The sequence below is a fragment of the Pseudarthrobacter oxydans genome, assembly GCF_030812335.1.
GTDB classification, from domain to species: Bacteria; Actinomycetota; Actinomycetes; order Actinomycetales; family Micrococcaceae; genus Arthrobacter; species Arthrobacter oxydans_B.
On sequence record NZ_JAUSSN010000001.1, the window covers coordinates 294,530 to 313,691 of the forward strand.

Sequence of the window (19,162 nt, forward strand, 5' to 3'; positions counted from 1 at the left end):
CTAGGCCCACAGCTTTGCCAGGCTGGTCAGCGAGCTGTAGCCGAGGAACAGTGTCAGCAGCCAGGCCACGATGCCAATGACCAGCAGGCCCTTGGGGTAGACGTAGCCCTGCATGAGGTCCCGGCGGCGCCAGGCCACCCAGAGCAGGACTCCGAACCCGACGGGGAGGATGAGGCCGTTGAAGGCGCCGGCGAAGATGAGGAGCTGCTGCGGGGCCTGGCCGATCAGCAGGTAGGCCACGGTGCAGAAGGAGATGAAGCCGACGGTGATCAGGTTGCGGGTGCGGTCCTTGGTGGTGGACTTCGTCACGAAGGAGACCGAGGTGTACGCGGCACCGATCACGGAGGTGATGGAAGCGGCCCACAGGATGACACCGAAGACGCGCATGCCGATGTCTCCTGCTGCGGCCTGGAAAGCGGAGGCGGCAAGGTTGTTGCCGGTCAGGGCCACGCCGCCGGCGACGACACCGAAGATAGCCAGGAAGAGCAGGATGCGCATGACGCAGGTGACCAGAATCCCCACGATCGAGCTCTGCGTGATCTGTTTGACGTTCTCAACGCCGGTGACGCCGGTGTCCAGCATGCGGTGGGCACCCGCGTACGTGATGTAGCCGCCGATCGTTCCGCCGATGAGGGTGGTGATGACCAGGAAGTCGACCTTCTCGGGCATCACGGTGTTCTTGAGGGCCTCACCCAGCGGCGGGGCCGACACGACTGCCACGTACAGCGTCATCAGGATCATCAGGGCACCGAGGATCACCACGATCCGGTCGAGGGCCACGCCCGCCCGCTTGCTGAGGAAGATCAGGATGGCCAGCACGGCGGAGATGGCCCCGCCGATTTTGGGATCCAATCCCATCATGGCGTTGGTGCCGAGCCCGGTTCCGGCGACGTTGCCAATGTTGAAGACGATCCCGCCCATGAAGACGAGCGCGGCCAGGAACCAGCCGACGCCGGGGAGGACCTTGTTGCCGAGCTCCTGGGCCCGCAGGCCGGAGACGCCGATGATCCGCCAGACGTTCGCCTGCACGGCAATGTCGACCAGGATGGAGACCAGGATCGCGAAGGCGAAGGCGGCGCCGAGCTGGACGGTAAAGGCTGTGGTCTGGGTGATGAACCCCGGGCCGATGGCACTGGTGGCCATGAGGAACATGGCGCCCAGCAGGGCGGAACGCCGGGCGGCCGGTTTGAGGGCGGCCTTGACGGTGGTGGTTTCCATGGGGAGTCCCAACAGTTGGGTGACTGGCGTCACAACGATTGTCTCCCGCAACTGTACCGACTGTTGAACAATCTGCGCAAGGAATTGTTCAACAATTTTAAAGTGTGCTGTTCCGGCCCCGGTGATTTACCGGGGCCTCCGGCGGGTCAATTTTCGCTCAGTCGCCGTGGACCGCGCGCTGTTTCTCCTCCGAGTTATTCAGGTAGGCCAGCAGTAGGTCCCCGGCGCGGTCCAGCTGCCCGGCCTCAAGGGTCTTGCAGATTTTCTCGTTGTCGTCGAGGTAGCTGCGGTAGAAATGCGCATCCACGGTGGCCTTGTGAAAGAACAGTCGCATCTCGGCCAGCACCTGGGCCATGATCGTGTTGAGGCGCCGGCTCTCGGCCAGCGCCACGATGGCCCCGTGGAAATGCTGGTTCGCGGTGCCGAGGGCTTCCTCGTCGTCCGCTGCCGCCGCGGCCTTGCCTTCCTCCACCGCCGCGCGGACCGCCGCCACCCGCTCGGGGCTTCCTCCGCCGCGGATGGCGCTCACTTCAATGAACCGGCGCACGGTGTAGACGTCGTGGATCTCGCCCGGCCCCAGGGTCGCGACGAACACGCCGCGGTTGGGGTGCCGGACGACCAGCCGCTCGGCCGCGAGCTCGGCAAAGGCCTCGCGGATGGTGTTGCGGGAAACGCCCAGCTCCTCGGAGATGGTTGATTCGGTCAGCCGTGCGCCCGGCAGCAGCAGCCCTTCCGCCAGCTGCAGCCGCAGCTCGGCCGCGACCCGGTCCGCCACGGAAGGGGTGGCCACCCGCAGCCGGGCCGCCGACCCCAGGGCCGCACCCGCGGTGCCGGAGGCCTTGCTGCGTCCGGCGGCGATTGAGCCGGGAAGGCCAGGGAGTCCTGATTCGGCGCTCGTCATAGATGCGAATCTACACGATCGTCACATCGTGGAATTGAAGAATTGTTGAACAATTCTGAGATTTGGTGCATCCTAGATAGAGGAACCCCCATGAGACGAGGATCACAAATGGCAACCATCGACCTGAACAGCGACGTCGGCGAATCCTACGGACGCTGGAGCCTGGGAGATGACACGGCGATGTTCCGTTCGGTTTCCAGCGCGAACGTTGCCTGCGGATTCCATGCCGGGGACCCCAGCGTGATTCGGAAGACCTGCCGCGAGGCGGTGGCCGCCGGCGTCGTAATCGGCGCCCACGTCGGCTACCGCGACCTGGCGGGTTTCGGCCGCCGCTTTCTGGACATCGACCCGATCGAACTCGCGGACGACGTCGTTTACCAGATCGGCGCGCTGCAGGCCCTGGCCGCGGCGGAAGGCGGCAAGGTCACCTACGTCAAGCCGCACGGCGGTCTGTACAACGCGATTGTGGCGCACACCGCGCAGGCGAAAGCCGTCGTCGACGCCGTGAAATCCGTCGACCCGAACCTGCCCATCCTGGGCCTGCCGGGCTCAGAGGTGCTCCGCCTGGCCGAGGCCGCCGGCCTCCGGGCCGTGACCGAAGCCTTCGCGGACCGGGCCTACAACCCGGACGGCACGCTCGTGTCCCGCACCCTGCCCGGAGCCGTCCTGCACGACCATGCGGAGGTCACTGAGCATGTCCTGCGGATGGCCTCAGATTCCGCCGTCCGCACCATTGACGGCTCCATCCTGAAGATCCGCGCAGAGAGCATCTGCGTTCACGGCGACTCCCCGGGCGCCGTCACCATGGCCGCCGCAGTCCGGGCGGCCCTGACCGCCGCCGGCATCAGCACGGCCGCATTCGTCCACGCCTAAGCGGCGCGGCCCCCTCGAAGCACCGCCAAACGATGAAGGCAGCTCATGATTGATACAGCAGGGCAAACCCTGGCAGTACAGAAGGTCCGCTCCGTGCGGGCGGTGGGAACCCGCGCGGTACTGGCCGAGCTCTCCGGAACCCAGGACGTGCTGGCCCTGCAGGCACTGCTCGTTGAGCACCCGTTGCCGGGCCAGCTGGACGTCCTCGCCGCGGCGGAGACGGTGCTGGTGACAGCGGATTCGCCGGTGTCGGCACGGCGGATCGCCGCACGGCTGCTCCAGCTCGACCTCACCGCCCCCGCGCACCGGGAGGGCGAGCTGGTGGTCATCGACACCGTGTACGACGGCGAGGACCTCGCCGAGGTGGGCGAGCTGACCGGCCTTGGAACCGACGGCGTGATCGCGGCCCACACCGGCCAGATCTGGACCGTGGCCTTCGCCGGCTTCGCGCCGGGCTTCGGCTACATGGTGGGCGAAAACCAGGTGCTCGAGGTGCCGCGGCGCAGCTCCCCGCGCACCGCCGTCCCCGCCGGTTCGGTGGCGCTGGCCGGGAACTATTCGGCAGTGTACCCGCGCCGTTCGCCCGGCGGCTGGCAGCTGATCGGACGCACCGGCGCCACCATGTGGGACCTGGACCGGGAACAGCCCGCCCTGGCCGCCCCCGGCCACCAGGTGCAGTACCGCGCGGTCCGCGACATCGTCACGCTGGCGCCGGAACAGCAGGCCCAGATTCCTGCTCCCGAGCTGAGGTCCGGACTGCGGGTCGTCGCGCCGGGGCTGCAGAGCCTGATCCAGGACCTTGGCCGTTACGGCCACTCCGGCCTGGGCGTCTCCGCGGCCGGCGCGCTGGACCGGGCCTCGCTGCGCCGGGCCAACCGCCTGGTCGGGAACGCGCCGTCGGCCGCCGCGGTGGAGACCGTCGCCGGCGGGCTCACGGTGCAGGCCGTTGGAGACCAGGTCCTCGCCGTAGCCGGGGCGCCGTCGGAGCTGACCATCGAGTCGCGCTCCGACGCCGGCTTCGACGCCGGCTCCGACTTCGACGACGCCGACGAGGCCGGGTCCGGTCCGTCCTGGCGGACCGTCCCGATGGCCACTCCTTTCGCCCTGCTCGACGGCGAAACCCTGAGCATCGGCGCCCCCGAGAGCGGCTTCCGCAGCTACCTCGCCGTCCGCGGCGGCGTTGACACCGCCCCGGTGCTCGGCAGCCGCTCCACCGACACCATGTCAGGGATCGGCCCCGCCCCGCTGGCGACTGGCCAGCTCCTCGCCGCCGGCGGGGAGGCCGAATCCGGCGTTGTCGGCCACCCCGAACTGCAGCCGGAGTACCCGGGCACCGGGGTCACCGTGCTCGACGTTGTCCCCGGCCCCCGCGCCGACTGGTTCGATCAGGGGGCGCTGGACTCGTTCACGGCCCAGGACTGGGAAGTGAAGCCGCAGTCCAACCGGGTGGGCATGCGCCTGCAGGGAACCCCGCTGCAGCGCACCCGCCAGGGCGAACTCGCCAGCGAGGGCACCGTCGCCGGCGCCCTGCAGGTTCCGCCGGAAGGGCTCCCCGTGCTCTTCCTGGCCGACCACCCGATCACCGGCGGCTACCCGGTGATCGCCGTGGTGGTCGACTCCCAGCTGGACCGCGCCGGCCAGGTCCCGATCGGCGGGAAGATCCGCTTCCGCTGGGCCGAATCCACCCTCACCGGGAACGCCACCCCCCAACCCGTCACCCCCGAAGAAGAAGCGAGTTACTGATGCGCAAGGTCCTGATCGCCAACCGCGGTGAAATCGCCGTCCGGATCGCCCGGGCCTGCGACGACGCGCAGCTGGCCTCCGTCGCCGTCTATGCGGACATCGACGCCGACGCCCTGCACGTCTCCGCCGCGGACGAGGCCTACGCCCTGGGCGGCAACTCGCCCGCGGACACCTACCTCAACATCCCCAAGCTGCTCGCCGCGGCGGCGGAGTCCGGCGCCGACGCCCTCCACCCCGGCTACGGCTTCCTGTCCGAGAACGCCGACTTCGCCCAGGCCGTCCTTGACGCCGGCCTCACCTGGATCGGGCCCACCCCGGACGCCATCCGGCTGCTCGGCAACAAGATCACCGCCCGCGAGACCGCCGTCCGCGCCGGCGCCCCGCTGGTTGCCGGCAGCGATGGCCCGGTGGAATCCGCCGCCGAGGCCCGCGCCTTCGCCGAGCAGCACGGCCTGCCGATCGCCATCAAGGCGGCCTTCGGCGGCGGCGGCCGCGGCATGAAGGTGGTCCGCGCCCTCGACGAGGTCGAGGAAGCCTTCGACTCCGCTGTCCGGGAGGCCGTCGCCGCCTTCGGCCGCGGCGAATGCTTCGTGGAGCGCTACCTCGACCGGCCGCGCCACGTCGAGGCGCAGGTCCTCGCCGACGCGCACGGCAACGTCGTCGTCGTCGGAACCCGCGACTGCTCGCTCCAGCGCCGCCACCAGAAGCTCGTGGAGGAGGCGCCCGCGCCGTTCCTCAGCGACGAACAGACCCGCCAGATCTACGACGCCGCCAAGGCGGTCTGCCGCGCGGCCGGCTACTCCGGCGCCGGCACGGTGGAATTCCTGGTCGCCGCGGACGGCACCGTGGCGTTCCTCGAGGTCAACACCCGCCTGCAGGTGGAGCACCCCATCACCGAGGAAACCACCGGAATCGACCTCGTCCAGGAGCAGTTCCGCATCGCCGCCGGGGAACCGCTGCGCCTCACCGCGGACCCGACACCGCGCGGCCACGCCTTCGAATTCCGGCTCAACGCCGAGGACGTCGGGCGCGGCTTCCTGCCCTCGCCCGGCACCGTCGAGGAGTTCCACGCCCCCACCGGCCCCGGCCTCCGGCTCGACACCGGCGTCCGCCCCGGCTCCTTCGTCCCGCCGCAGTTCGACTCGCTGCTCGCGAAACTGATCGTCACCGGCGCCGACCGGCAGCAGGCGCTGCGCCGCGCCCGCCGCGCCCTCGCCGAAATCAGCATCACCGGGGTGGCCACCGTGCTCCCGTTCCACCGCGCCGTGGTCGACTCCCCGGACTTCACCTCCGAAACCGGCCTCGGGATCCACACGCGGTGGATCGAAACGGACTTCGCGGACACGATCGCCGCCGACCCGCGCTTCGGCACCACCGCGCCCGACGGCGAACGCCGCACCATCACCGTCGAGGTGGACGGCCGCCGGATGGCGGTCGGGCTGCCGGCGGACCTGCTGGACGGCTGGGCCCGGTCCGGCGTGCCCCTTCCCGCGGGGGTTTCCGTGGGCGGAACGTCCGACGGCGGAGCTGCCGCCCCCCACCCCGGGGAGCTGCGCGCCGGGATGGCCGGGACTGTGGTGAAGTGGCTCGTGGAACCGGGCGCCGAGGTCGCGGCGGGGGATCCCGTTGTCGTGCTGGAGGCGATGAAGATGGAAACCCAGGTCCCGGCCCACCGCGACGGCACCGTGACCGGCCTCCGCGCGGAAGCCGGCGGCGTCGTTACTGCCGGCGCGGTGCTGGCCCTGATCGGGTAGCCGCTCGTTCCTGGTTCCTGTGGCCCGCCGCTCGTTCACCGGCCAGTCGGCAAGCAGCGGGGGATCGGGGCCATGTCGGGTCCGGAGGGGGTCGTGAATTAAATGTAGTAGGAAGTCCTAGTAATAATTGGGCCGTCGTACTACATTGAGTCAAGATCTACACTTCGGAGGACTGGGAATGTTTGAACTCAACGAGGACCAGCAGTCGCTGGTTGCGATGGTGCGGGACTTCGCCAACGGGGCTCTGGCGCCGAACGCCGCGAAATGGGACGAGACCAAACACTTCCCGGTGGACGTGCTGCGCGAAGCCGGCGCCCTGGGTATGGGCGGCATCTATGTGCAGGAGCAGTTCGGCGGCTCCGGGCTAACGCGCAGCGATGCGGTGCTGATCTTCGAGGAACTGGCCAAGGCTGATCCGACGATTGCCGCCTACATCTCCATCCACAACATGGTGGTCTGGATGATCGACTCGTTCGGCAACGATGAGCAGCGCGCCCAGTGGGTGCCGCAGCTTGCCTCCATGGAAGCCCTGGGCAGCTACTGCCTTACCGAGCCCGGCGCCGGCTCCGATGCTGCCGCGCTGAGCACCAGGGCGGCGCGCGACGGCGATGAGTACGTGCTGAACGGCGTCAAACAATTCATCTCCGGGGCCGGGTCGTCGAGCTACTACATCGTGATGGCCCGCACCGCCGACACCGGAAGCCGCGGCATCACGGCCATCGTGGTCCCGGCGGGGACCCCGGGCCTGTCGTTCGGTCCGAACGAGAAAAAGATGGGGTGGAACGCCCAGCCGACCCGCCAGGTTATTTTCGACAATGTCCGGGTTCCGATTGCCAACCGCCTCGGAGACGAAGGCAGCGGTTTTGGGATCGCGATGAAGGGGCTCAACGGAGGCCGCGTCAACATGGGCGCCTGCTCCCTGGGCGGCGGCCAGACTGCCCTGGACAAGTCGGTGGCCTACCTCAAGGAACGCGAGGCGTTCGGCGGACCGCTGATCAACCAGCAATCCCTGCTGTTCCAGCTGGCCGACATGGAAACAGAGCTAGTGACCGCCCGGACGCTGCTCTGGCGGGCAGCGGACGCGCTGGACCGCGGCGCGCCCGACGCCGTCAAGCTCTGCGCCATGGCCAAGAGGGTCGCCACGGATGCCGGGTTCAACGTGGCCAACAGCGCTATCCAGCTCCACGGGGGCTACGGCTACCTTTCCGAGTACGGACTGGAGAAGATCGCCCGGGACCTGCGGGTCCACCAGATCCTCGAAGGCAGCAACGAGATCATGCGACTGATCATTGGCCGCACCGTGGCCGGTACCTAGCCAGGGACGCGGTTATTACCGTTGACAGCCGGGCGTTCCCGACAGTCGGCCGCCCCTTAGCCCTGCTTCAGCGGTTCCTGAGCTGAAGGTCGCCCACCACGGGGTGCCGAAAGTGCTTGAGCCCGGACAGCTCCACCGCGACGGCACCGTGACCGGCCCCTGCGCGGAAGCCGGCGGCGTCGTTGCTGCCGGCGCGGTGCTGGCCCTGATCGGGTAGCCGCTGATTGCTGCGTGCCGGCCTGTCCGGCCTAGAGCAGCAGGAGGCGGCTAAGCATCGATCACCAAATCGGTGCGCGCGGTAGAGCAGCAGGGCAGAAACTTGCCCGCATCGATTTCCCGTGCCCGGATCCCGCCCTGGTGGTTCATCTCGACCTCCCCGGAAAGCTTGACGACCTTGCAGGAGCCGCACATGCCTTCCTTGCAGTTCGCGCCGATCCTGACGCCCGCACGCTGGGCCACCCCGAGGATGTGTTCGGCGGGGTCGATGCGCACGTTGATGCCGGTGCGCATGAAGGACAGAGTGAGGCTTCCCGTTCCGACAGTGTCGAAGCTCGAGGCATCGGGGGAGCCTGCCTCCGGCCCCACGTCCGGACTGCCGCCTCGGCCTTCGGGACAGGGCGCGTCCGGGGCGACGGTTTCCAGCGGCAGCCCTGTGGCCTTCAGGGTTCCCCCGGCGTCGTAGCCGGGCTCGTAGAGCCCGAACGCGGTGGGCTGGCTTTCGTAGTAGTCCTCAGCGGAATCGGCGATTTCCTCGGCGATTCCCTCCGCAATGTCCACCGCAAGCGCGAGCTCCGCCTGGTATTCAAGGATCGTCTGGCGGTCTCCCGAAAAGAATTCCATGTGGATGGAGGTGTCGTCGACGCCGACCTTCCCAAGGAGCTCGGTGGCGGTGTTCAGGTAACCCTCGGGGCCGCAGGCATAGACCTGGCGGCCGTTGGCATCGGGGGCCACCTCGTCGAGCATGGCCGCCGTCAGCCTTCCGGTGAGCCCTTCCCACCCCTCGGGTTTGCCGCGGTCGCCCAGGGAGTAGAAGACCTTGACGCGCGAGTCCACGGAGGCGATGTAGGCCAACTCCTTGTGGAAGGCAAAGTCTCCGGCCGCCGCTCCGTGGTAGAGCACCACGACATCTGCCTGTCCGGGCAGGGAGTGGATGGTCCGCACCATCGACATGATGGGGGTAATGCCGGCGCCGGCGGCCAGCAAGAGGTACCGTGCCCGCCGGTCGGCGTCGGGCAGGTGGAATGCCCCGACCGGTCCCAGCATCTCGAGGATGGTGCCGGGTTTGACGTTCGCGTGCACCCACGGAGAGACCTGTCCCGTGTGGTCGCACTTGACTGTGATGTTGAAGGTCCACGGCTTGGTGGGCGAACTGGACAGCGAGTAGCTGCGGTCCACCGCTTCCTGGTCCTCGCCGTTCACGGGAAAGGCGACATTCACGTATTGGCCCGGACGGAACGCCAGGGGCGCCCCGTCGGAGCGGCGGAACACGAAGGTCATCATGCCGCCCACCTCGGGAACGGTCTCGACACATTCGGCCATGAACTCCTGCGGATGCCAGGGCCCCAACGCGCGGGCGGCACCGGCGGGTCCGTCGGTGCCGCCCATCACCCTGTTCCACGGCATCTCAAGACCGCGAATGCGCTGTGGTTCCTGGATTGCCGTGACGGTGCCGAGTTCAATCATGCCAAGTGCTCCTGCACGCGCTGCACATACCAGTTGATGAACGCCTCGACCTGGTATTCGCTCTTCATGTACGGGCCGGGCTGATAGGCGGGGCTGCCGGCGCCCTTCTGGCACAGCTCCACGAACGCCTTGTCCTGCAGGTTGGTCTGCTTCCAGGTGTGGGTGAGCTTCTCCAGGTCGTAGTCGACGCCTTCCACGGCGTCGTCAGCCACCAGCCAGGTGGTGCGTACCAGTGTCTGGTGCTCATTGACGGGGAAGACGGCGAACGTGATGACGTGGTCCCCGAGGAAATGGAACCAGCTGTTGGGCTGCAAATGCATCGAGCAGCGGCCAAGGCGGAAGTCCCGCAAGTCTCCGAGCAGCTTCTTGGACAGCCTGTGCCCGTCGGGTGAGAACGATTCGCCGTCACCGTCGAGCGAGTCTCGCGAGATGCGGATTCCCGCCACACGGGTGTCGAGCTCCTCGACGACCTCATAGGGAAGGCCATAGCGGCGGCAGCGGTCCTCGAGCGAGGACTGTGCTTCCTTGTTGCGGTCCCACACCTCCTCGAGATGGAGCGGGATCAGGCCCTCCGTCAGGCCCCAGGTGGGAAAGAGGGAGCAGGCGAGTTCCGGGTGGCCGTCGCAGTGGTAGCACTCACGGTTGTTCTCCATGACGAGCTTCCAGTTGCCCTCCTCGACGATGTTCTGCTGGTAGGCGATTTTCGTCTTCGACAGATCGTGCGGCGCGAGGTAGGGCTCGAATATCTTTCCGGTTTCGTCGAAATCCGTCGGCGGTTCGTCCGCAATGGAGACGAAGATGAGTCCGGCGAACACGCGGCTGTGGGCGCGCTTGAGGCCGAAGCAGCCCTTGTCGAACTTCGTTTCCCCCGGTGCCGAGGCATGGATCAAATCACCGTTGGGGGAGTAGGTCCAGGAGTGATAGCCGCATACCAGGTTGCCCGTGGTCCCCGCGGGTTCGGTCAGGACGCGGGCGCCGCGGTGGCGGCACACGTTGTGCAGGACGTTTACGCCGCCGTCGTCGTTGCGCAGCACGATCAGGGAGTAGGGCCCGTAGTCGACAGTGACGTAGTCGCCCGGTTCCGGGAGCTCAGCGATGCTGGCGGCAAAGATCCAGTGCTCGCCAAAAATGGCCTTCATGTCGATGTTGAAAATCGTCGGGTCCGTGTAGAAGGGGGCATCGAGGGAATATCCCACGCGTCGGAAATCGAACAACTCGGTGATTTCCGCCACCTGCTCGGCAGGCAATGATGAAGCGAGTTTTCCGCGTGAATTGAGGGGCACGTTCACTGGAGCAGACATGTGTTTCCTCCCGGGAGGGGTAAGTAAATGTGGATTCGTGGGGACTACGGGGTTGGTGGGGGCAACCGGCGCTGTCGAAAACGTTCTAGTCATGAGATTAGGGAGGATCGATCTGCAAGAAAAGCGCAAGATTTTGGAAATAACCGTGCATAATTGGTGCATGATCGATCCGCGGCTTATAACACTTCGGGTGTTTGCCCGGTGCGGCACCGTCGGGGCAACCGCGGAGCTCACGGGTTATTCTCCCTCCGCCGTCTCCGCGCAATTGCGGGAGCTCCAGCGTGTGCTTGGAATGCAGCTGCTGACGAAGGACGGCCGGGGGGTGCGGCTGACCGCCACGGGCCGCTATCTCGTGGCGGGATCGGACGCGCTCATTGCGGAATGGGAGAGCCTGCGCGCCGCGGCCATGGAGGCCGGCGACCAGGTGCAGTCCCGTTTTGGGCTCGGCGGATTCTCCACGGCGGCTGCCCAGTTGCTCGCGCCGCTGGCCGCCACCCTGCGCTCGACACGCCCCCTCCTGGAGGTGCAGGTACTCGAGGCCAACCCGGCCCGCTGCTTCGACTTGTTGGTTGCTGAGCGAATCGACCTCGCGGTCGTCGTCGCGATGCAGTCCGACACCTATGTTGAGGACGATAAGCGCTTCGAGCAGACCCTTCTGCTCGACGATCCCTTGGACGTGATCATTCCCGCCGACCATCGGTTGGCATCGCGGGAAACGGTGACGCTCGAAGAGCTGGCGTCGGAACCCTGGATCACCGAGGCCGCCGGTTCCACCTACCATGCCCTATTCACCGCGGCGTTCACGGCAGTTGGGGTGACACCGCGGATTGCCCACGAGGCCGTTGAATGGGAAACCCAGATCGCCTTCGTTGGTGCGGGACTGGGCGTGGGCCTGCTGCCGCGGCTGGCGCCCCTGCGCAGTGCCGAAAACGTGATTAGACTGCGCATTACCGGCAAGGGGAAGCCCGCGCGCCGCATTGTCGCTGCGGTGCGCAAGGGCAGCATCGCATCGCCCCTGATCCAGGAGTCGCTCGGCATCCTGCAGGTCAGCGCCAATCGGATACTCACCGCCCGGCCCAAAGACGATCTCTGAGACCGGATGGCCGCGATTCGTTGTCGACAGGCCAGCAGGTCCTGATGGTGGCGACACGTCCGCTCAGCCGGCCTTGGAGGTGGGCGTGCCTAGGCGGCACGGGCCGGAACAAGCCGCGTGCCGCCTAGGTGGGTTGCTACTTAAGGTGCGCAGCTATTTACTGTCCGGGACTGGATGCCGGGGTTCGACGGTTGGGATGCTCCCCGTGGGAGTACCTCCCAGACAGTCCGAGTCGGGGCACGTTTCGGCGCAGTCGTGCTTTGTTACGAGGTCGAACTGCACGCCGCCGTGTTGTTCCACGCCAGTGCGTATGGCCCGTTCCACTACGGATGTGGCCAGGCGACGCCGCAAGGAGAGGGGATCGCGACGCAGGTCCTTGGTGAGGGCAAAGCAGAGCAACATCATGACGATGACGAACGGTAGCGCTGCCACGATGGTGATTCGTTGCAGGCCAGCCAAGGCTTCCGAAGGTTCATCGCCGCCGGCCAGCAACATGACCGCCGCCACCGCGCCGGTGAGGCAGCCCCAGAAGATGACCACGCCGCGGCGGGGGTGCTCGGCGCCATTGGAGCTGAGCGATCCCATCACGATGGAGGCAGCGTCGGCGCCAGTGATAAAGAAGATGGCGACCAGAACCATGGCCAGCACGATAACGGCAGTGGTAGCCCAGTCAGGCATGCTCAGGTTCTTGATCAGGTCGAAGAGTGCTCCGTCGAAGTTGACGGACGGTGTCCCGTTGACCATGGTGACCAGGCCGGGGGTATTGGCCTTGTCGGCTTCCTGCTGGACGTGGAAGGCGGCGCCTCCGAAGACGGCAAACCAGATCACGCTGACGACGCTGGGCACCAGCAGCACACCGGTGACGAACTGGCGGATGGTGCGGCCGCGGCTGATGCGGGCAATGAAGAGTCCTACGAACGGCGTCCAGGAGATCCACCAGGCCCAGTAGAAGATAGTCCAGCTGGTCATCCAGCTTCGCAGGGACTCGTCGCCGACCGCTTCAGTCCGGGACGCCATCTCGGCCAGGTCGCGGGCGTAGTCGCCGACCGCGGAGGGGATCAAGTTGAGGATAAAAAGGGTGGGGCCGGCGATGAAGACGATCAGCGCAAGGACGACGGCCAGGACCATGTTGATATTGGAGAGCCACTGGATGCCGCGGCTGATGCCAGAGACGGCCGAAGCGACGAAGCATAAGGTCAGGACGGCGACGATCGCCACGAGCACGGGGGTGCCGATTTCGCCGAACCAACCGTTGGAGGTCATGCCGCTGCCAATCTGCAGGGCACCCAGGCCCAACGATGCGGCGGTACCAAACAAGGTGGCGAAAATGGCCAGGATGTTGATGAACTTTCCGAGTGGCCCTTCGACCGTCCTGACGCCGAAGATCGACGTGAAGGCGACGGAGATCAGTTGCCTGCGACCCAAGCGGTAGGTGCCGTAGGCCATTGCGATGCCGACTACTGCATACATGGCCCAGGGATGCAGGGTCCAGTGGAAGATCGAGGTGGCCATGGCTGTCTGGATGGCTTCGGGGGTCCGGCCGTTCACGGTGCCGGGCGGCGGAGAGATGTAGTGGTAGAGCGGTTCGGCCACTCCGTAAAACATCAGCCCGATGCCCATGCCGGCGGCGAACATCATCGCGACCCAGGAGACAGTACGGAATTCGGGTTTTTCACCATCCTTACCGAGCGGGATGTTGCCGAACTTGCCCATGGCCAGCCACAGGACAAAGACCACGAAGAGCGACGCCAGGAGCATAAACAGCCATCCTGTGTACTCCATGACCCAGTTCAGGGCACCCGTGGAAGTTTCGGACAGACTGTCGCGTCCCACGAAGCCCCAGATAACAAAGGCAATGGCTATGACGCCTGTGATCCCGAACGTGACCTTGTCGAGAACGAGCTTATGGTTCCGTCGATCCGCAACTGCTTGCTCGGTCTTGGCATGACGCAACTCTTCGAGGATCTGCTCGTACTCTTCGACGTCCGGCAAGATGGCCGTGCCTCCGTCCTCCGGATCGAGGACAGCGGGGGATGTGTCTACATCCTCGGAGACAGCGAAGACTGCTTTACTCCTCTTCCCACTTCCAGGTTCCTTGTTAAGCGGAGCATCTGCCACGCCGTTGTCAGCAGGCAACTCCTCGGGTGTATGGGATTTTAAGTCACTATCAAAAGCCATGAGCGGGTCCTTTGCTCGGGGAGGCATGGGCCTGCGGTTAAACATTGCCCTCGGGAGTCAGACCGGGCGGAAGGTTGGGGACCTCGTCCGATTCGGTGATCATGATGTGCCGTCGACAATTTGCACTTCGTAGGTGCAGACGGAATCGTTCCGTATGACTCAACGGAAATCGCACTAAGCAACAGATTGCGCCCGATAAAAAGGGATGTCAAGGGTTTTCGCTGATCTGCCGGGAATCTTGACATGCAACCCGGGATACGTCACGCTGTTGCATATCGCGACTATTGTTGCGCAGGAAGCAGTTGGGGGGTGGGATATGGGGACGCTTGCTGTCGTCGGGCATCCCTCACCGGCCTCTCCGCTGCCGAGCTGCCCGTGCCCAGGGTTTCGTGGAAACAGACGACGACGATCGCCAGGCAAAGTGGCGCTGCTCGACCACGGCGCACCTCAGCAGCCGCTGAAAGACCATATTTCTGGTCCGACCAACACGTCATGGGATCAAACATCTACGCGAAGGGCGGGTACTGGTTCCGAGCGAGCACCACATCAGCGCAGTCCACGACTGGATTCGGGAAGTTGTAGCGGACGTCATTCCGGCTAGCTAATCGAGCGCCCATTTGCCCTCCGATATGCCCGACCTCCGCGGTTGGGCTTATCGGCTTCTGTAGCCCATTTTCGCGCTAATGGACAGCCCAGCCGCGCGGAGCCCTTCGATGAGTCCGGGATCCTCTTCCGGAGCGAACCGGAACGCAGGACCCGAGATACTCACCGCGGCGATTACCTTCCCAAGATGGTTATAAATGGGAACTGCGACCGCTGACAGGCCGATTTCGAACTCCTCGTGGACGACCGCATAGCCTTGCCGGGAAATTTCGACCAGCTGCTTCTCTAGTTGCGCACGATTCGTCACGGTACGCGGAGTGCGGGCTGGCAGGCCGACGGTCTTGAGGATGGTGTCCCTTTCGTCGGCCGGAAGGGCAGCAAGCAGAACCTTGCCGCTCGACGTGGCATGCAGGGGCGTTAGGCTGCCGACCCAGTCGTAGGTTGCGAGCGTGGAGGGGCCCATGGCCTGGTCCACGTTGACGGCATAATTCGATCGCAGGACGGCCAAGTTCACTGTTTCCTTGTAGCGCGCAGCGAGGCTCTCTAAAACGTCTCTGGCCTCTCGCACCACGCTCAATCGGCCCGGGATGGACGATGCTAATCGCAGGATTCCAAAGCCCAGCTGATACTTGCCGCGTTCGCTGTTCTGGCGGACCAGTTCACGACCCACCAGGGACCCCATCAGGCGGGATACTGTGGATTTGTGGACGCCCATCTCGTCAGCGATCTCACTGACGCCGGCATCACCCTCACGGGCGAGGATATCCAGAATCTGGAGGGCACGGTCCACCGATTGGACGCCTCCGCCCTGTGCGTCTACGCCTTGATCCGGGTCGTTGCGTGCGGCCATGTCGCCTCGTGTCCTTGTCCATGCGGTGTACCCAGGCCTGGAAGTCCCAGCCGAACTGCAACCCTAGTCAACTTTCATCCTAGACCGCCTCAGGCGCTGGCTCGTCAACCGTCATCCCAGCCTTCGCGCGGCCGTGCAATCCACGGAGTTCGGGCGCATAAACCGGGGCGGAAGGGGCGTTGAACCGGTACCGGCCTGGCCGTCTGACCACGGTTACCGGCTTCGTCGCCCTCGACGGCCGCCGCCCTGTTCACGGGGACGGTGGAGACGCTGAGCCCGGCGGGGACATCGCTGCGCGCGGACAGATTAGCCTTTCGCGGCCAGCGCAGACACTCAAGCTGTGCACCCTGCTGAATCCAATCAACATCTCTCCGGTTTCGACGTCCGACGACGAACCGACCGTCCGGGAGGCCAGAACAGCAGGATGGCCTCGGCGCATGGCGATGCCGTCCCGCAGCAGTCGCCCACCGGGCGCGGCCGTCCGGTTCCGCCTGTCGTTATAACGACGTCCGGCTGCTCCCCGGGGAGTGCCTCGGAATCTTCCAGGGCAGCTAGGGATTTTCAGGGATGCCCCCCAGCAGTGAAATGACGGTGCCCAGTTGGGGGACCGGACGTGTCTCGGACCTGTGCGCGGTCATTGAGGGCCAGCAGGAGCTTGCCATCCATGTCCTGTGTGATCTGGCCGCTTTCCTTGCGGAGTATCGAAGTTGCGCCTTAGCGCCCGTGTATCAGGCTGAGCGCCTCAGCCCGGGCCGCCGGCAGGCGGAGCTCCCCGCGGACGGCTGACGTGATGGTCTTGGCCCCGGGCTTGCGGACACCGCGCATCGACATGCAGAGGTGCTCGCACTCAATAACCACAATGGCCCCCAGGGGCCGCAGCGAACTGACCAGCGCATCAACGACCTGGGTTGTCAGCCGTTCCTGGACCTGGGGCCTGCGTGCAAAGACATCGACGAGCCGGGCCAGCTTGCTCAGTCCCGTGACGAGGCCCTCAGCCGATGGGATGTAGCCAACGTGGGCTACGCCGTGGAACGGCACCAGGTGGTGTTCGCAGGTGGAGTAGAAGGGGATGTCCTTGACGATGACCATTTCTCCGTGCCCAAGGTCAAAGGTCTTATCCAGCACGGCCAGGGGGTCCTCATGAAGCCCGCCGAATATCTCCGCAGCCGCCCGGGCTACCCGCGCGGGCGTATCCACGAGCCCTGGCCTGTCAGGGTCCTCTCCGATCGCAAGTAGATATTCGCGGATGGCCTGCTCAACCCGCGGCCCGTCCACACCCTTGGACGCTGTTGCCGTCATCATGTCGGCGCTCACGCTACGGCCCGTTCAAGCCGCACGATGACGGACTTGGATGTCGGTGTGCCGCTCGTGTCGGCTACCGAATCGAGCGGCACGAGCACGTTGGTCTCCGGGTAGTAGGCTGCCGCACAGCCCTTCGGGGTCGAGTACGAAACGATCCGGAAGTTGTCGGCCCGCCGCTCTGTCCCGCGGAACTCGGAAATCAAATGAACCATGTCACCGTCCCTGAAGCCCAGCTCAGCGATGTCAGCCTCGTTGACAAGAACCACCCGGCGCCCACCGTGGATACCGCGGTATCGGTCATCCTTGCCATAGATGGTGGTGTTGTACTGGTCGTGTGAGCGCAGGGTCTGAAGGACCAGCCTCCCCTCGGGTACTTTGATGAATTCCAGCTCGTTGCCGGTGAAGTGGGCCTTGCCCGACGCGGTCTGGAACTGTCTGGCGTCCCGCGGAGGGTGGGGGAGGACAAAGCCGCCAGGGTGCTGTATCCGCTCCTCGAAATTTTCGAAGCCGTCGATGACCGCCTCGATGTGTTTCCGGACCAGGGAGTAGTTGTCTTTCATCGAGAGCCAGGCAGCTTTAGGCGTGTTGGGCAGTGGGCGGTTGTCGCTGTCGGTGAAGAGCTTGTGGGCGAGGTTGCACACTATGGCCACTTCTGAGTGGAGGTGCTCGCTTGCCGGTTTAATACGTCCGCGGGACGCATGGACGGCGCTCATGGAGTCTTCCACTGTAACTCTCTGGTCGCCGGTGCTCTGCGCGTCCTTCTCGGTCCGGCCCAGCGTCGGGAGGATCAGCGCGCGTCGGCCCGTGGACACGTGGGAATGGTTCAGTTTCGTGGAGATCTGTACCGTCAGGTCTGTGTTTGCCAGTGCCCGCTCTGTGACCTCGGAATCCGGGGCCGCCCGGACGAAATTTCCGCCCATCCCGATGAAGACGCGGACTTTGCCGTCCCGCATGGCGCGAATTGCCGCGACGGTGTCGTAGCCGTGTTTGCGGGGGGAATGGAACTTGAACTCCTGGTCCAGCCTGTCATGGAACGACTTTGGCATCTTTTCGAAGATGCCCATGGTCCGGTCGCCCTGGACGTTCGAGTGGCCGCGTACGGGGCATACTCCTGCTCCGGGCTTCCCGATGTTGCCTTGGAGAAGCAGCACGTTGACGACGTCGCGGAGGGTGGGAACTGAGTGTTTGTGCTGGGTCAGGCCCATGGCCCAGCAGACGATGGTGGCACTGGAGGCCAGCAGGCGTTCGCCCGTGGACTTGATCTGCTCCAAAGTCAGGCCCGTGGCCTCGACTATTTCACTCCACTCGACCTTTTCGAGGTGCCGCAGGTATTCGTCGATGCCGACGGTGTGGTTATTGATGAATTCGTGGTCCAGGACCGTAGTCAGTCCCGGGGTCTTCCTCCCCTGTGTCTCGGCCTCGAGGACGTATTTGCCAAGCCCTTGGAAGAGGGCCTGATCCCCGCCGGCCCGGATCTGCAGGAAGTCGTCGGTCAGTTGCGTGCCCACGAGCGTTCCGGAGATCGTCTGCGGATTCTCGAACCGGATGAGCCCGGCCTCGGGAAGTGGGTTGACGGAGATGATGACGGCGCCGTTCTTCTTCGCTTTTTCCAGGGCGCTGAGCATGCGCGGGTGGTTAGTACCTGGATTCTGCCCGGCAACGAAGATCAGCGAAGCTGTCTCGAGGTCGACGAGGCTGACCGAGCCCTTGCCGATGCCGATGGTTTCAACGAGGGCCGAACCCGTGGACTCGTGGCACATGTTGGAGCAATCGGGGAGATTATTCGTGCCCAGTCCCCGGACGAGGAGTTGGTAGAGGAACGCGGCTTCATTCGAGGTCCGCCCGGAGGTGTAAAAAACTGCCTGGTCGGGATGGTCCATTTCTTTGATCTCCTGGGCGATCAGCTCATAGGCTGCCTCCCATTCGATAGGCGCGTAGTGCGTTGCCCCCTCGGCCAAAAGCATCGGGTGCGTCAGTCGGCCCTGCTGACCCAGCCAGTAGTCGTCCCGTGTTTTCAGGTCCTCGATGGAGTGTTGGGCGAAGAACTCGGGGCTGACGCGGCGGCGCGTGCCCTCCTCGGCCACTGCCTTCGCGCCATTTTCGCAGAACTCGGCCGCGTTGCGCTTTTTGTGTTCGGGCCACGCGCAGCCCATGCAGTCGAACCCGTCGACCTGGTTGACTGCCAGCAGCGTTTGGACACTGCGCAGCGGACCCATCTGCTCGAGGGAGATCTTCAGCGAATTCACTACCGCGGGGATTCCGACGGCCTTGGTCTTAGGTTTGGTGACAGTCAGCTTTGACTCGTCGATGTTATGGAGGGGGGCTCTTGAAGCCATGTGATGTTCCCT

At 65.4% G+C, this 19,162-nt stretch carries 13 protein-coding genes and 1 pseudogene; 5 read left to right on the top strand and 9 right to left on the bottom strand.

All coding sequences use genetic code 11. The features are described from left to right. Window positions 1–1,218 carry an NRAMP family divalent metal transporter gene (locus tag J2W14_RS01410; protein WP_307457318.1) on the bottom strand — a complete coding sequence of 406 codons (1,218 nt, stop codon included), beginning with the start codon at window positions 1,216–1,218 and terminating at the stop codon, window positions 1–3. 157 nt (window positions 1,219–1,375) lie between these two features. Then, window positions 1,376–2,119: a GntR family transcriptional regulator gene (locus tag J2W14_RS01415; RefSeq protein WP_370871161.1), complete on the bottom strand. Its 744-nt coding sequence runs from the start codon at window positions 2,117–2,119 to the stop codon at window positions 1,376–1,378. Between the two features lie 108 nt (window positions 2,120–2,227). On the opposite strand from J2W14_RS01415, the gene J2W14_RS01420 reads away from it, so the two are divergent. The 4 genes from J2W14_RS01420 to J2W14_RS01435 all read left to right on the top strand — a co-directional run bounded on the left by J2W14_RS01420 (window position 2,228) and on the right by J2W14_RS01435 (window position 7,804). Next, window positions 2,228–2,992, top strand: coding sequence for a LamB/YcsF family protein (locus J2W14_RS01420; protein ID WP_307457321.1), 765 nt, complete (start codon window positions 2,228–2,230; stop codon window positions 2,990–2,992). A gap of 45 nt (window positions 2,993–3,037) precedes the next feature. Next, window positions 3,038–4,735: a carboxyltransferase domain-containing protein gene (locus J2W14_RS01425; RefSeq protein WP_307457324.1), complete on the top strand. Its 1,698-nt coding sequence runs from the start codon at window positions 3,038–3,040 to the stop codon at window positions 4,733–4,735. After that, the gene (locus J2W14_RS01430) at window positions 4,735–6,489 is read left to right on the top strand and encodes an acetyl/propionyl/methylcrotonyl-CoA carboxylase subunit alpha (RefSeq protein ID WP_307457327.1); all 1,755 of its coding nucleotides are present in this window, start codon (window positions 4,735–4,737) and stop codon (window positions 6,487–6,489) included. Before J2W14_RS01425 ends, J2W14_RS01430 begins: the two co-directional genes overlap by 1 nt. Window positions 6,490–6,667: 178 nt before the next feature. Further along, entirely contained in the window at window positions 6,668–7,804 is a 1,137-nt protein-coding gene (locus J2W14_RS01435) for an acyl-CoA dehydrogenase family protein (RefSeq protein WP_307457330.1), read from the top strand. Window positions 7,805–8,071: 267 nt separating this feature from the next. Here the strand turns inward: J2W14_RS01435 and J2W14_RS01440 are convergent, their stop codons facing one another. Both J2W14_RS01440 and J2W14_RS01445 read right to left on the bottom strand, forming a co-directional pair. Next, on the bottom strand, window positions 8,072–9,487 hold the full coding sequence (locus tag J2W14_RS01440) for a ferredoxin reductase (RefSeq protein WP_307457332.1): 1,416 nt from the start codon (window positions 9,485–9,487) through the stop codon (window positions 8,072–8,074). Beyond that, entirely contained in the window at window positions 9,484–10,788 is a 1,305-nt protein-coding gene (locus J2W14_RS01445) for an aromatic ring-hydroxylating oxygenase subunit alpha (protein WP_307457334.1), read from the bottom strand. Before J2W14_RS01445 ends, J2W14_RS01440 begins: the two co-directional genes overlap by 4 nt. A gap of 160 nt (window positions 10,789–10,948) precedes the next feature. Here J2W14_RS01445 and J2W14_RS01450 point away from each other — a divergent pair, with 160 nt between their 5' ends. Beyond that, a complete protein-coding gene (locus tag J2W14_RS01450; protein ID WP_307458258.1) occupies window positions 10,949–11,881 on the top strand; it encodes a LysR family transcriptional regulator in 933 nt (310 codons plus the stop codon). Window positions 11,882–12,034: 153 nt separating this feature from the next. Here the strand turns inward: J2W14_RS01450 and J2W14_RS01455 are convergent, their stop codons facing one another. From J2W14_RS01455 to J2W14_RS01470, 5 genes and pseudogenes are all read right to left on the bottom strand, one after another. Then, complete coding sequence (locus J2W14_RS01455) at window positions 12,035–14,059, bottom strand: BCCT family transporter (RefSeq protein ID WP_307457338.1); 2,025 nt, start codon at window positions 14,057–14,059, stop codon at window positions 12,035–12,037. Window positions 14,060–14,711: 652 nt separating this feature from the next. Beyond that, window positions 14,712–15,512, bottom strand: a complete 801-nt coding sequence (locus tag J2W14_RS01460) for an IclR family transcriptional regulator (protein WP_307457340.1) — start codon at window positions 15,510–15,512, stop codon at window positions 14,712–14,714. A 383-nt stretch (window positions 15,513–15,895) separates the two neighbouring features. Beyond that, window positions 15,896–16,139 (bottom strand): annotated as a pseudogene (locus J2W14_RS21185) (molybdopterin molybdenumtransferase MoeA); the annotation flags it as partial. An 87-nt stretch (window positions 16,140–16,226) separates the two neighbouring features. Continuing rightward, on the bottom strand, window positions 16,227–16,814 hold the full coding sequence (gene folE, locus J2W14_RS01465) for a GTP cyclohydrolase I FolE (RefSeq protein ID WP_307457343.1): 588 nt from the start codon (window positions 16,812–16,814) through the stop codon (window positions 16,227–16,229). Between the two features lie 8 nt (window positions 16,815–16,822). Beyond that, window positions 16,823–19,150, bottom strand: coding sequence for an FdhF/YdeP family oxidoreductase (locus tag J2W14_RS01470; RefSeq protein ID WP_307457345.1), 2,328 nt, complete (start codon window positions 19,148–19,150; stop codon window positions 16,823–16,825). Window positions 19,151–19,162 lie beyond the last annotated feature (12 nt).

What these genes read in the sequence shown, in the direction of transcription:
- J2W14_RS01435 (WP_307457330.1), top strand. Translation starts at nt 6,668, where the DNA reads ATGTTTGAACTCAACGAGGACCAGCAGTCGCTGGTTGCGATGGTGCGG.
- J2W14_RS01445 (WP_307457334.1), bottom strand. Translation starts at nt 10,788, where the DNA reads ATGTCTGCTCCAGTGAACGTGCCCCTCAATTCACGCGGAAAACTCGCT.
- J2W14_RS01470 (WP_307457345.1), bottom strand. Translation starts at nt 19,150, where the DNA reads ATGGCTTCAAGAGCCCCCCTCCATAACATCGACGAGTCAAAGCTGACT.
- J2W14_RS01440 (WP_307457332.1), bottom strand. Translation starts at nt 9,487, where the DNA reads ATGATTGAACTCGGCACCGTCACGGCAATCCAGGAACCACAGCGCATT.
- J2W14_RS01450 (WP_307458258.1), top strand. Translation starts at nt 10,949, where the DNA reads ATGATCGATCCGCGGCTTATAACACTTCGGGTGTTTGCCCGGTGCGGC.
- J2W14_RS01425 (WP_307457324.1), top strand. Translation starts at nt 3,038, where the DNA reads ATGATTGATACAGCAGGGCAAACCCTGGCAGTACAGAAGGTCCGCTCC.
- folE (WP_307457343.1), bottom strand. Translation starts at nt 16,814, where the DNA reads ATGATGACGGCAACAGCGTCCAAGGGTGTGGACGGGCCGCGGGTTGAG.
- J2W14_RS01410 (WP_307457318.1), bottom strand. Translation starts at nt 1,218, where the DNA reads ATGGAAACCACCACCGTCAAGGCCGCCCTCAAACCGGCCGCCCGGCGT.
- J2W14_RS01415 (WP_370871161.1), bottom strand. Translation starts at nt 2,119, where the DNA reads ATGACGAGCGCCGAATCAGGACTCCCTGGCCTTCCCGGCTCAATCGCC.
- J2W14_RS01430 (WP_307457327.1), top strand. Translation starts at nt 4,735, where the DNA reads ATGCGCAAGGTCCTGATCGCCAACCGCGGTGAAATCGCCGTCCGGATC.
- J2W14_RS01460 (WP_307457340.1), bottom strand. Translation starts at nt 15,512, where the DNA reads ATGGCCGCACGCAACGACCCGGATCAAGGCGTAGACGCACAGGGCGGA.
- J2W14_RS01420 (WP_307457321.1), top strand. Translation starts at nt 2,228, where the DNA reads ATGGCAACCATCGACCTGAACAGCGACGTCGGCGAATCCTACGGACGC.
- J2W14_RS01455 (WP_307457338.1), bottom strand. Translation starts at nt 14,059, where the DNA reads ATGGCTTTTGATAGTGACTTAAAATCCCATACACCCGAGGAGTTGCCT.